The 12510-nt window shown below is 72.4% G+C and carries 14 protein-coding genes; 4 read left to right on the top strand and 10 right to left on the bottom strand.

What is annotated here, in order from left to right; genetic code table 11:
- Window positions 1-61: 61 nt before the first annotated feature.
- Together ACT01A_RS13590 and ACT01A_RS13595 are read right to left on the bottom strand one after the other, a co-directional pair.
- Entirely contained in the window at window positions 62-1108 is a 1047-nt protein-coding gene (locus ACT01A_RS13590) for a LacI family DNA-binding transcriptional regulator (protein ID WP_445147624.1), read from the bottom strand.
- 81 nt (window positions 1109-1189) lie between these two features.
- Complete coding sequence (locus ACT01A_RS13595) at window positions 1190-2071, bottom strand: LysR family transcriptional regulator (RefSeq protein WP_445147625.1); 882 nt, start codon at window positions 2069-2071, stop codon at window positions 1190-1192.
- 69 nt (window positions 2072-2140) lie between these two features.
- Between ACT01A_RS13595 and ACT01A_RS13600 the strand changes: the two genes are divergently transcribed.
- Window positions 2141-2458, top strand: a complete 318-nt coding sequence (locus ACT01A_RS13600; RefSeq protein WP_445147626.1) for a hypothetical protein — start codon at window positions 2141-2143, stop codon at window positions 2456-2458.
- A 23-nt stretch (window positions 2459-2481) separates the two neighbouring features.
- Here the strand turns inward: ACT01A_RS13600 and ACT01A_RS13605 are convergent, their stop codons facing one another.
- The 4 genes from ACT01A_RS13605 to ACT01A_RS13620 form a co-directional block, all read right to left on the bottom strand.
- A complete protein-coding gene (locus tag ACT01A_RS13605) occupies window positions 2482-3099 on the bottom strand; it encodes a hypothetical protein (RefSeq protein ID WP_445147627.1) in 618 nt (205 codons plus the stop codon).
- Between the two features lie 48 nt (window positions 3100-3147).
- The gene (locus tag ACT01A_RS13610) at window positions 3148-3276 is read right to left on the bottom strand and encodes a hypothetical protein (protein ID WP_445147628.1); all 129 of its coding nucleotides are present in this window, start codon (window positions 3274-3276) and stop codon (window positions 3148-3150) included.
- 136 nt (window positions 3277-3412) lie between these two features.
- A complete protein-coding gene (locus ACT01A_RS13615; RefSeq protein WP_445147629.1) occupies window positions 3413-4432 on the bottom strand; it encodes a hypothetical protein in 1020 nt (339 codons plus the stop codon).
- Window positions 4433-4515: 83 nt separating this feature from the next.
- Window positions 4516-4830: a hypothetical protein gene (locus ACT01A_RS13620; protein WP_445147630.1), complete on the bottom strand. Its 315-nt coding sequence runs from the start codon at window positions 4828-4830 to the stop codon at window positions 4516-4518.
- Between the two features lie 60 nt (window positions 4831-4890).
- On the opposite strand from ACT01A_RS13620, the gene ACT01A_RS13625 reads away from it, so the two are divergent.
- A complete protein-coding gene (locus ACT01A_RS13625) occupies window positions 4891-5631 on the top strand; it encodes a methylated-DNA--[protein]-cysteine S-methyltransferase (protein WP_445147631.1) in 741 nt (246 codons plus the stop codon).
- A gap of 103 nt (window positions 5632-5734) precedes the next feature.
- Complete coding sequence (locus ACT01A_RS13630) at window positions 5735-6610, top strand: hypothetical protein (RefSeq protein WP_445147632.1); 876 nt, start codon at window positions 5735-5737, stop codon at window positions 6608-6610.
- Window positions 6611-6619: 9 nt separating this feature from the next.
- Here the strand turns inward: ACT01A_RS13630 and ACT01A_RS13635 are convergent, their stop codons facing one another.
- On the bottom strand, window positions 6620-7306 hold the full coding sequence (locus ACT01A_RS13635) for a hypothetical protein (RefSeq protein ID WP_445147633.1): 687 nt from the start codon (window positions 7304-7306) through the stop codon (window positions 6620-6622).
- Window positions 7307-7397: 91 nt separating this feature from the next.
- Between ACT01A_RS13635 and ACT01A_RS13640 the strand changes: the two genes are divergently transcribed.
- Window positions 7398-9677 (top strand): NHL repeat-containing protein, encoded by a 2280-nt coding sequence (locus tag ACT01A_RS13640; protein ID WP_445147634.1) that lies wholly within the window; start codon window positions 7398-7400, stop codon window positions 9675-9677.
- On the opposite strand, the gene ACT01A_RS13645 is transcribed toward ACT01A_RS13640, so the two are convergent.
- Genes ACT01A_RS13645 through ybaK form a run of 3 tightly spaced genes read right to left on the bottom strand, consistent with a single transcriptional unit; the run spans window position 9674 to window position 12500 of the window.
- A complete protein-coding gene (locus ACT01A_RS13645) occupies window positions 9674-11047 on the bottom strand; it encodes a transaminase (RefSeq protein WP_445147635.1) in 1374 nt (457 codons plus the stop codon). The two genes, ACT01A_RS13640 and ACT01A_RS13645, sit on opposite strands and share 4 nt — an antisense overlap.
- An 11-nt stretch (window positions 11048-11058) precedes the next feature.
- Window positions 11059-12033 (bottom strand): NAD-dependent epimerase/dehydratase family protein, encoded by a 975-nt coding sequence (locus ACT01A_RS13650; protein WP_445147636.1) that lies wholly within the window; start codon window positions 12031-12033, stop codon window positions 11059-11061.
- Window positions 12030-12500, bottom strand: a complete 471-nt coding sequence (gene ybaK, locus ACT01A_RS13655; protein WP_445147637.1) for a Cys-tRNA(Pro) deacylase — start codon at window positions 12498-12500, stop codon at window positions 12030-12032. Before ybaK ends, ACT01A_RS13650 begins: the two co-directional genes overlap by 4 nt.
- Window positions 12501-12510: the final 10 nt, after the last annotated feature.

The raw sequence follows: 12510 nt of genomic DNA on the forward strand, positions 1-12510 counted from the left end.
AACGTTTACGACCCAACGGATGACGAAACGGCGGCTATGGCGGGCGTGGCGTCACCTCCGTCTAGCTCCGGCTCGCGGGTGCCGCGGTGGTGCCGCGCGCGACCAGCTCGATCGGCAACGTGACGGCCTCCGGCGCGTTGGCCGCGTCGCCGTCGATGTGCGCCATCAGCCAGCGCGCCGCGGCGTCGCCGAGGCCCTGCTTGTCCTGCCGGAGCGTGGTGAGCCCCGGCTGGAGGTGGGCGGCGAGCATGATGTCGTCAAAGCCGACGATCGACAGCTCGTCCGGGACGCGCAGCCCAGCCTCGGTGGCGGCGCGCAGCGCGCCGACGGCCATGAAGTCAGACGCCGCGACGATCGCGGTCGGCGGCTCGGGCAGCGCGAGCAGCTTGGCGGCCGCCGTGTGACCGGAGTCCACGTAGAAGTCCCCGCCGGTGACGTACTCGTCGCGGAACGCCAGCCCGGCGGCGGCGAGGCCGTCGCGGTAGCCCTTCAGACGGCGCTCGCCGGCGACGGTCTCGACCGGACCCGCGATCGTGGCGATCCGCGTGTGCCCAAATGCTGCAAGGTGTTGCACCGCGAGTTGTCCGCCTTGGACGTTGTCGGAGGTGACGAACGCGGTGTCCCGGCCGGTCAGCTCGACGTCGACGCCGATCACCGGGATCGACGACGCGCAGAGGCGGCGCACGTCCTCGTCGCGGTGCTCGAAGCCCATCAGCACGACGCCGTCGACGTTGTGGTGGCGGCAGCGCTTGACGTAGGAGTGCGACCCATAGCCATTGCCTGGGTTCTCGGTGGAGAACAGCAGCAAGTCGTAACCCTGCGCACCCGCGGTCTCCTGCACGCCGGCCAGGACCTCGTGGAAGAACGGGTGCTGCAGGTCCGGGTGGCCCTCGCCCGTGTTGAGGAACACGCCGACGACGTGCGAGCGCTGGGTGACCAGCGAGCGGGCCGAGGCCGACGGCGTGTAGTCGAGCTCCTCGGCGAGGCGGATGATCCGCTCGCGGGTCTCGGGCCGCACGTCGGTGTAGCCGTTGAGCGCGCGCGACACCGTGCCGATCGAGACACCGCTCAATCGGGCCAGCTCACGGATGGTGGTGCGCTCGGGCAAGGATTCTCTCTCCGGGTCTGTTGTTCCAAAAACGTTTTTGGAACAACGCCAGGGATCCTAACCACAGCCGTGGTGCCGATGTCAAGAGCTCTTGGTCACTTCCGCCAGGACGTGCTCGCGGAACGCCCGTGCGGCGGGCGTCGGCGTCTCGTTGGCGCGCCACAACATCGAGACCGGGACGCGGACGCGCGGGTGCAGCGGGCGGACGGTCAGCTCTTCGTCGCGTGCGCTGGCCACTACTGCCGCGGGCATGAGCGTGACGCCGAGGCCGAGGGCGACGAGCTCCCGGAGCGTCGCCAGCTCGTTGGCCTCGGCGACGACGCGGCCATCGGGGAACAGGCGGTCGAGCTCGTGGCGCAGCGCCGAGCCGTGGCCGTAGGCGACCAGCGGCTCGTCGGCAAGCGCCGCGTGGGGCACGCGCTTGCGGGAGGCCAGGGCGTGGCCGGGCGCGGCGACGACGGCCAGCTCCTCGTCGAGCAGCCGGACGCCCGTGAGCGCCGGCGACGTGTCGTCCGGCGCGACGAGCGCCAGCACGAGGTCCAAGCGCGCGGCCTCCAGCTCGTCGAGCAGCAGCGCGGCGACGTCCTCGCGGATCGTGATCTCCACGCCCGGGTGCGCGCGGCCGAACTCCGCGATCAGCGACGCGGGGTGCAGGCCCGAGACCGGCGGCACGCCGCCGATCCGCAGCCGGCCGCGGACCAGGCCGTGCAGCGCGTCAAGGTCGGCGCGGATCGCCTCGGCCTCGGCGAGCGCGCGGCGGCCGCGTGCGAGCACCAGCTCGCCAGCCTCCGTGACCTCGACGCGACGGGTCGTGCGGCGCAGCAGTTCAACACCAAGTTCCCGTTCGAGCTTGGCGACCTGCTGGGAGAGCGCCGACTGAGCGACATGGAGGTCAAGGGCGGCGGCGGTGAAGGAGCGCGCGCGGGCTACGGCGTCGAGGTATCGGAGCTGTCGGAGATCCATCGCGTTTCAAGATAGGTTTCTATCGATCTTCGCATTGCGCGATGGGAGATGCCAGCGCAGACTGGATCCATGACCTCCTTCTCCCCTCCGCACCTGGCCGGCGTGACCCTGCGCGCCGCCCGCCCGAACGACGCCCCCGACGTCGCCCGCCTCGCCGCCCTGGACTCCCGCCGCGTCCCCTCCGGCCCGCTCCTGCTGGCCGAGGAGAACGGCATCCTGCGCGCCGCCCTCTCGACGACCTCCGGCGCGACCGTCGCCGACCCGTTCGCGCCGACCGAGCACCTCATCGCGCTCCTGCGCCGTCATGCGTCACGCCGCGACGCCCCGCCACGCTGGCCCACCCCGGGCCGCTCCCGCCTCCCCCGCCTCGCGCTGCGCGCGGGGTGAGCGGGAGCCGCGCCCGGCGGCCGTCACGCAGTGCGCGTGATGATCGGGCCGAGGTTGCCCCCGCCGCCGCTGCCGTTGGTGATCGTTGCCTTCATGACGGTGAGGTCGGCGGCAACGCCGTTGCCTAGCGGGCAGCTGCCGGGGGTGGCGTCAGTCACGAACAGGCCGGGGCCAGTCTGGGAAGTGACCGTGCCCGCCGTCGCGCCAGTCGGATTGGTGGCGATGCTGTTGATCGTGCCGACGATCTGACACACCTTGGTGCCACCGGTGTAGGCCCCGCACGTCGTGTCGACGATGGCGTGGGTGACGGCGGGCACGATGTTAGTCCAGGCGTAGGCAGTGACCTTGAAGGAGCAGTCGATGTTGACGCTGCCGCACGGCCCCCCGGTGAACGTCGCAGTGCCGGTCTCGCCCGCCCAGATGGCGCCAACGAACGGGGTGCTAGTCACGGTGGCCGTCATCGTGCCGCTGGAGCAGACGTAGCTGGTGCCACTGGCCGACAGCGTGCCCGGTCCGATCGACGCGGTGTACGCCGTGTTGCCGGTGTTGTGCCACGTCACCGCGGAGGCGGTCGAGGACAGCGCCGCCAGCAGCGACAGCGCCGCCGCGACGAGCACGGCGCGACGAGCGATCTTGCTCATGAGGATCTCCTACTGCTCGATGGTCGACGACGCCGCGGCGCCGCATGCTCAGTTGGGCGTGTCGTTGCCCAGGACCATCGCGACGAAGCCGCGCCGAGAGCCTCCACCGGATCCTGCGACGGGCTGCCCGCACGCCCGTCCGGAGGTCTGATCCGGCGGCTTGCGAGCCAGGAGCATGAGACCAGCTCGCTCCGGCGGTGACCAGAGCCGGTGCGTCAGGATCTGCCAGATAGCTCAGAGCCGCGGCGCGCCGCCTCCTGCGGGCGGCGCGCCCGGTGTGCCCCGCGTCGTTGCCGTGCGCGGAGCTGGCCGTTCAGGCCACCTGCCGGACCGAGGATGCCGCGGTCCGGAAGACCGTCTCCCAGCGATCGGCGTGAACGGCGATGTGGTGGGCCTTGGCCCACTCCTCGGCGCGGCGGCGCAGCTGGCGGCGGCGGAAGCGCGCGCCGGCCATGGCCAGCAGGGCGTGCTCCCAGCCGTCATCAGAAACCAACACGCCGCCTTCCTCCTCGCCGAGCCCCAGGTACGGGCCACGTGCCGACGCCACCCACGGGACGCCGGAGGCCGCGTACTCCTTGAGCGTGATGCGGGTGCGCGCGGTGGTCGTCGGCAGGTCGGCCATCGGCGCGATCGCCACGTCGAACTGACGGACGTGCCAGGCCAGCTCCTCGACCGGCAGGTACCGGTGGTGCGTGTACCGCTCGCCCGCATCGTGGAGGTCCAGCTCCACGCCGATCGTCTCGACCTTGATCCGCGGGTCGCGCGCCATCACGCGGCGCAGCACGTCCGCGATCCCGAGCTCGTCGGCGTCGACGGCGTCCTCCGGCTCGCCGACCCAACCGACGATCACGCCGGTGTGAGTCTTGGGCTGCCAGACGTACTCCTCGTCACCGAGGTAGTCCTCGATCACGACGACCGCGCCGTCGGTCACCGCCGCGCAGCGCTCCGCGATGACCTCCGAGCCCGTGGTGACGACGTCGGCCCGCGCCGCCATCGCCTTCTGGCCGCGCAGCTCGCGCGCCCGCTTGTAGCCGCCGAAGGGCGCTAGGCCATCGATGTCGGCCGGCAACAGCGCCGCCGGATCGTCGGTGTCCCAAATGATCCCGACGCCGCGCTCGCGCAGCTCGTCGACGCAGGCGATCAGGTCCCGCTCGGACCGGCGGTGGATGTGCACGACATCGCAGCCGGACAGCCGCTCAGGCGCGACGTGGCCACAGTGGTCGGGCTGAACCCAGACGACCTGGTGCCCGCGCCGTGCCAGCTCTCTCAACGGAACGACCACCCTGTGGTGGACGTTGGTGAGATCGCTGTTGAACACCGCTCCGATCTTCACAGTGGTTGCCTCCGCTTCTCCGCTCGCTGAGCGCCGAGGGTAGACCGGCCGTGAATCCCGGGGCAAGGCGATTCGCCGCCTTGTCAAGGACCCGTCGTCGCCTCCGGCTCGGACTCCTCCTCCGGGTCGACCTCGGCGGTCCCCTCGGAGAGCGTGCGGCGCGCCGGAACCTGGGCCGCGGCGGCGTCCAGCCGCTGCCGGACGGCCTGCGCCGACGGCCCCACGATCGCGCGCTCGGCCGCGTTCATCTCGGGCCAGCGGGCGCGCAGGTCGGCGAGGTGATCGGCCGCGCGATCGAGCGCATCACGCGCAACGTCGTGCGCCTCCTCGGTCAGCGCCTCCTCGGCGGTCGAGATCTCATGGCCGGCGTCGGCGGCGAGCTTGAGCAGGTCGTCCATGTCGTCGGCGATGCTACGCGGCGATCTCACGTTCATGACCCCCGCTCCGTTTCAATCCTCATGAAGCAGTACACGCTCATCGGCCCTGACGCCCAGCCCTACCGGTCCTCGACGCCCGGCACGCTCGGCGGCCACCGCGGCCAGCAGCTCTACGGTCGGCTGGACTGCCCGAGCGCGCTGCGAGCGATCGCGCGCGGCGAGTACGTCGCCCAGCGCGTGTTCTTCGCCGACGAGCCGACCGCCATCGCCGCGGGCTACCGCCCGTGCGGGAAGTGCCTGCCGACCGAGTACGCCACCTGGAAGGAGCGCCGTTCCGTGCCGCTGATCCACACCACCGTCGAGACCCCCATCGGCGAGATCGCCCTGCTGGGCGATGGCGAGGGCCTCTGCGAGATCCGCTTCGACGTCGCCGACATCCCGCCCGACTCGCCGCGCGCCGACGCCGACCCGATCCTGCGCGAGAGCGCCCGGCAGTTCCGCGGCTACGCCGAGGGCCTGCGCGAGACCTTCGACCTGCCGTTGCGTCCGCGCTTCGGCACGTCCTTCCAACGCGCGGTCTGGGACCACGTCGCGCGCGTGCCGTTCGGCACGACGACGACCTACGGCGAGATCGCCGACGTGCTCGGCGTCGGCGGCGCGGGCGCCCGAGCGGTCGGCGCAGCCAATGGCGCCAACCCGCTGCCGATCGTCGTGCCGTGCCACCGCGTGATCGGCGCGCGCGGAGCGCTGACGGGCTACGCCGGCGGCTTGGACCGCAAGCGCACGCTGCTGGCGCACGAGGGCGCGCTGCTGGCGGTGTGAAGCGCGCGTTTAGGCGAGCGATCTATCCTCTCGCCTGCCCGTGTCCCACGAGCCGTCCCTGCCCACCCCGCCCCGCGAGCGCTGGCCCCTGGCCGTAGCGCTCGTGGCTCTCGTCGCCGGCGCCGCGCTGCTCGGCGTCGCGCTGGGTGGCGCCTTCACCAAGAGCGGTGGCGGCCGGGCGGCATTGCCCGCGCCCCCGGCGGCACCCGCGGTGGTCGTGGTGACACCGACGCCGACGCCCGAAGCGACGGCCGAGGCGGTCACCGGCGCGACCGAGACGACCGGCGCGACCAAGAAGGCCGCGGCCAAGGCGCCGACTGCCACCGAGCAGAAGGCCGACGCCCAGCGCTTCTCGTCCAACGAGCTGGCCCACGTGCCCGCCAACTGGGTCGCCGGGTTCTACCCCATCTACGCCGAGGCCCAGAAGGTCTACGGCGTCAACTGGCTGCTGATCGCGTCGGTCCACAAGCAGGAGACCGCGTTCTCCACGCACCCGACGACCTACCACGGGCGCAACTTCGCCAACTGCTGCGCCGGCCCGATGCAGTTCAACGTGACGAACGGCCCGGTCTCGACGTGGAAGCGCTACATGAACTCGTTCGCGCGCGGTTCACGGCCAGCCAACTACCCGCACAAGACCGCCAAGCACCCGTCGATCTACGACGACTACGACGCGATCATGGCCGGCGCCGCGCTGCTGCGCGACAACGGCGCGGGCAAGAACCTCGACGCCGCCGCCTGGCGCGCCGCCTATGACTACTACGGCCACGACGCGACCGGCGTCTCCTACGCCAGCGAGGTCCTGGCCCGCGCGATCGGCTGGGGCCAGAAGGCGTTCTGCATCAACTGCCTGACCGACGGCTCGCTGATGACCGCGGTCGACGCCGCCTGGGGCGCGCCGGTGCGCTCCGCGCTGGACGCCGCCGCAGCGCAGGACGACGACGAGCCCAAGGCGCTCGCGGCGTCGAAGAAGAAGTAGCGGCGCCGCCTACGCCGCGATGACGTGCAGCGGCGCGCGGCCGCGCTTGCCGGCGTCGGTGAGGACCTCCATGCCGCGCAGGCAGTAGGCGATCCGCTGGGCGAGGATCATCCGACAGCCGACGGCGGTGGCCAGCTCGCGCGTCGTGAACGGCTCCGCGCGTAGGGCGTCCGGGAGCAGCGCCGCGCAGTCGGCCGGCGACGCGAGGACCTCGCTGCCGACCACCTCGGTCAGCCGCCGCTCGCCCGGATCGCGGCGCCGGCGGCCCGAGCGCGAGCGTCCCGCCTCCGGCGCGCGGATGTGGTCCTCCGCGCAGAGCAGCACCTCGACGGTCAGGTTCGGGTGCGCGAGCAGCGACGGGAACGAGACCAGCCGGTCGAACACGTCCCAGACCTCGCCCTTCAGCGGCGAGCGCCGTGAGGACAGCACCTCGCCGTTGGCGTCGACCCGGATGATCCGCCGCTGCGCCGGGACCGGGTGCACGATCCGCATTCGGTGCTCGTCCAGCAGCGCGTCGAGCTTGGGGCCCAGCGGCGAGAAGCCGCCCGTCTGGACCTCCACCAGCTCGCCGTCGGCGCGCACGAGGTCGATGACGTAGCGCCCGTACTTGACCTCGGTGACGTCGCCCGGCCGCGCGAGCAGGTCCTTCACCGCCGCGTGCAGCGGCCCCTCGCGCAGGACGCCGATCCCGGACACCGGAGCGTCACTTTACCGGCGCGCCCAGCGTCTGATCCTCATGGGCGCGGTCGTGCAGACCGCGACTCTCTCTTTCTTAGGTTGTTTCGAGATGACGATGCCCCGCTTCCTCCCCGTGCTGAGCCTCGCCCTGACCACCGCTGCCCTCGCCGTCCTGCCGAGCGCGGCGTCGGCCGACTGCCCGGGCGCCTCCTCCGCGAGCGCGTGCCCCTATAGCGCCGTCGGCCAGAGCGGCCAGCGCGGCGGCGGCGTGCTGCGGTTCCCGCAGGCTGTTGCCGTCGGCCCCGACGGCAACGTGTACGTGACCGATCAGGGCTCTCACCTGGTTCAGCAGTTCTCGCCCGACGGCACGTGGGTGCGCGACATCGGCACCGCGGGCACGCGGCCCGGCGAGCTGAGCGCGATCGGCGCCATCACGGTCACCGGCGACAACCAGGTCGTCGTCGCCGACGGCGGCTCCAACCGCATCGTGCGCTTCAACAACACCGGCGGCCTGATCGACTCCTGGGGCGGCAACGGCACGGAGCTGGGCAAGTTCCGCTTCGGCGCCGGCGGCGGCAACGACGCGGCCGCGGGCGGCGGCCTGGCCTCCTCCGGCTCGACGCTCTACATCGTCGACACCGGCAACGACCGCGTCGTGCGCTTCAACGCCGGCGGCGGCAACGGCGCCGAGATCGTGCCGCCCGGCACGCTGCAGAACCCGCGCGGCGTCGCGGTCCGCGGCACGCGCATGCTCGTCGCCGACGACCAGCACCACCGTGTCGCCGCGTTTGACACCGGTGGCCACCTGCTCGCCTCGATCGGCAACGGCCAGGGCTCAGGCCCGGGGCAGATGAGCTTCCCGTATGGCGTCGCGATCGACCCGCAGGGCCGCGTCTTCGTCGCCGACGACCTCAACCACCGCATCCAGCGGTTCTCGACGCCGCAGACCAAGTACGCCTACAAGGCGCGCTGGGGCTCCTACGGCACCGGTCCGAACAACCTCGCCTACCCGCGCGGCCTCGCCGCCAACAGCAGCGGCGAGTTGTTCGTGGCCAACACCGGCAACGACCGCGTCGACGTCTTCGACAACTCCGGCACGCTGAAGCGCTCGTTCGGGACCTCCGGCCGTGCCAGCGGCCAGTTCGACGGGCCGCTCGGCGCTGCCGCCGACGCCGCCGGCGTCCGCGCGATCACCGATTCGGTCAACGGCCGCGTCCAGCTGCTCAACCCGGACGGGTCGGTCGCCACGATCTGGGGCTCGCCCAACCCGGGCCCGACGATCCTGCCCGACCCGGTCGCGGTCGCCTTCGACGCCGCAGGCAACGGCTTCGTGCTCGACGGGCGTCGCAGCCGGATCGTGGTCTTCGACCGCGCGACCGCGACGACGAACCGCACGATCGGCTCCCAGGGCTCCGGCCCCGGCCAGCTGCTCTCGCCGCAGGCGCTGGCGATCGACAACGCCGGGAACATCACGGTCGCCGACACCGGCAACACGCGGATCGCGCGCTTCACCGCGGCCGGCGCGTACTTGGGGTCCTTCCCCGTCGACGCCGCGCCGCGCGGGATCGCGGTGACGCCCGACGGCGGCCGGATCTACGTCGCGGACTCCGCCAACCGCATCACCGTTTACGACGCCAGCGGGATGGAGCTCGCCCAGTTCGGCGGCACCGGCAACAAGCTCGGCAAGCTCAACGCGCCAGCGCAGATCAGCCTCGATCCCGTCGGCAACCTCTGGGTCGCCGACCGCGGCAACAACCGCATCCAGCAGTTCGGCCCGGATGGCGAGCGGCTGCTGGCGCTCGGCGAGCGCGGGATCGGCGACGGTCAGTTCATCCACCCGACGGCCGTCGCGGCGGACTGCACCGGCAAGGTCACCGTGACCGACAGCGAGAACAACCGCGTGACGACGCTGACGCTCGCGGCGCCGCCGGCCGGTCTGGCCTGCCGGGCGCTCGGGCCCGTCGGCGCACCGCCCGCGCTCCAGTTCCCGACCCTGCCCGAGCCGCTGGGCCCGCAGCTGAGCGTGAAGATCCTGCGCAAGGCCGGGCTGCTGACCGCGCGCAACCTGCCGGTCCGCGTCGGCTGCGACACGACCTGCACGCTGACCGCGTCGGCGACGATCGTCCAGCGCGGCAAGGCCAAGGTGGTCGGCAAGGGCAAGAAGAAGCGCACGGTCAAGCCGGTCTCGATTGACCTCGCCGCCCAGAAGCTGACGATCCCGGCGGGCACGTCGAAGATCGTCCGGCTGACGATCTCCAAGGCCAATGCCGCGAAGCTGAAGAAGGCGCTGGCGGGCAGGAAGGGCGTCGACGTCTCGCTCCAGCTCGAGGCAACCGCCGCGGCAGGGCAGCCGACGTCTCAGACCACCCGGTTGCAGGCGACCGCCTAGACCGCCGAGAAGATCTCGCCGACTACCGCGTCGAGGGCGCCGACCACGCGGTCGACGTCCTCGATCGTCGTGGTCGGGCCCATCAACGCCATGTTGTGAAACGGCGTCAGCATCACGCCGCGGTTGAGCAGCGCGGCGTGGATGAGGTCGTCCAGCAGCGGGTCGATGGACTCCAGCGCGTCGGCGCCGGAGCGATGCGGCTCGGGCGTGTAGCCGAACTCCGCGCGCGCGCCGAGCGCGACGATGTGCCACGGCGCGCCGTGTTTGGCGAAGACCTCGCGCACGCCCGCGACGTAGCGGTGGCAGGTCATCGACATGGAGGTGTAGGCCTCCTCGTTGAGCACCTGCTCCAGCGTGGCGCGCGCGGCCGCGAGCGAGAGCGCGTTGCCGGCCAGCGTGCCGCCGACGCCGCCCCAGTCCAGGTAGTCGCCGACCAAGTCATTGTGGATGCGATCGCGCAGCTCGGCGGTGAAGCCGTAGGCGCCGATCGGGACGCCGGCCGCCAGCGCCTTGCCGAGCGTGACCGCGTCCGGGTGCAGGCCCCACGCGCGCACGCAGCCGCCGAGGCCCGTCGACATCGTGTGCGTCTCGTCGTAGATCAGCAGCGTGCCGGTCTCGGCGCACGCCTCCTCCAACCCCTTCAAGAACCCGTCCTCGGGCAGGACCATGCCGACGTTGGTCATCGCGGGCTCGGCGATGACGACCGCGACGTCGCGCGGCGCCAGCGCGGCACGCACCGCGTCGAGGTCGTTGAAGGGCACCACCTTGGTCGTCAGCGCCGGATCGACGGCCGGGCCGACGTTGCCCGGGCGCGAGACGACGTTGCCGTCGGCGTCCAGCGACGCGACGGTCTCGTCCACGGTGCCGTGGTAGCAGTGCAGGAAGATGAGGATCTTGCTGCGCTGCTGCACCTGGCGGCACATGCGCAGGGCGAAGCGGTTGGCGTCGGTGGCGCTCAGCGCGAACTGCCAGGCGGGGACGCCGAAGCGGCGGCCGAGCTCCTCGCCGACGGCGATCGCGTCCTCGGTGGGCATCATGGTGGTGATGCCGCCGCGGTCCTGCGCGCGCGAGATGATGGCCTCGACCGTCGGCGCGGGCGAATGGCCGGGCATCGAGCCGGTGTCGCCGAGCGCGACGTCGACGTACTCGACACCGTCGACGTCGGTCACCCGCGCGCCGCGGGCCTCGGCCAGGAAGACCGGCGTCCCGCTCGCCCACTTCGCCATCCACGGCATCGGCACGCCGTGCAGCAGCGCATGCGACGCGCGCTCGGCGAGCTGCACCGACCGCGGGTGCTCGGCGGCGAACTGCGCCTGCTCGCGGTCAAGGAGGGACTGAAGGCGTGTGCGGTCGAGGTCGGCGTGGGGCATCCCCGCCGACACTAGCGCTCGTTCAGATGCCCATTCGTGCGAAGCCACGCCTCCGTCCGCTCCATTCCGTCGGCGAGCGAAACCGCGGGCGCGTAGCCCAGGACCGAGCGCGCGCGCTCGATCGAGTAGGTCCCCGTGCGCGCGAGGTACTGGGCGGCGGAGGCGTTGACCTCCGTCTCCTGGCGCGCGACGCGGGCGCCGGCCGCGGCGATGGAGGCCAGCGCGCGCGAGGGCGCGGTCGGCAGCGTCGACAGGCGACGGCCGAGCATCCGCGCGTAGTGCCCGAAGAACTCGCTCGTGGTGACCCCGACGCCGTCGCTCAAGGTGAACACGTTGCCGGGCGCGTCGGCGTGCGTGGCGGCGAGGACGATGCCGTCGACCAAGTTGTCGATGAACACAGGCGAGAAGATCCCGCGCCCGCGCGCGGGCAGGATGAAGCGGCGGCGCTTGATCTCCTCGACGGGCAGCAGCGTCCACGGGCGTGAGCGCGGGCCGTAGACGTCGCCCGGCCGGACGATCGCGCACGGCACCTCGCCCGCCCCGTGCGCCCGCAGCACGAGAGCTTCGGAGGCGATCTTCGTGTCGACGTAGGGCACGCCGTTGGGCTCGGTCGGATAGGTCTCGTCGACGCCGTCGGGAAACGCGAACCCGAAGACGGTCACCGACGAGAGGTGCACGACCCGCGACGCCCCGCCGCGGATCGCGGCGTCCAGCACGTGCTTGGTGCCCAGCGCGTTGACCTGCCAGACCGCGCGCGGGTCGGTCCCGCGCATCGAGACGATCGCGGCGGTGTGGACGACGAGGTCGGCGCCCGCGGCGTGGTCCTGCCACGCACCCGGCGCGCTGATGTTCCCGGCGACGACGTCGCGCTCAGGGTCGGCCACGACGTCCACGCCGCTGACCGCCCAGCCGTCGCCCGCGAAGCGCTCGGCCAGCGCGCGGCCGATGAAGCCCCTGGCGCCGGTGATGAAGACGCGCCCGCTCACGACGCCACCCGCGCCAGCGGTCGCACGTCGGCGTCGGTCAGCGTGGCGAGGTCGTCGGGCGCCAGCTCGATCTCCAGCCCGCGTCGCCCGGCCGAGACGAAGATGGTGTCGAACCGCGAAGCGCTGTCGTCCAGGAACGTCGGCAGCCGCTTGCGCTGCCCGAGCGGGCTGATCCCGCCGGCCACGTACCCCGTCACCTTCTCGGCCCGTCCGGTGTCGGCCATCGCCGCGCGCTTGCCGACCGCCTTGAGGTCCAGCTGGTCGACGGCCGGGACGATCGCCACCGCCAGGTCGTCGCCGAGCGCCACGACCAGCGTCTTGAACACCCGCCGCGGGTCGAGCCCGAGCGCCTCCGCGGCCTCGCCCGCGTAGGACTCCGCGCGCGGGTCGTGGTCGTACTCGTGCAAGGTGTAGGTGATGCCCGCGGCCTTGGCGGCGCGCGTGGCGGGGGTCTCGCGTCCGGCCATCGCCGCGCAG

It is taken from the genome of Baekduia sp. Peel2402 (assembly GCF_052567285.1).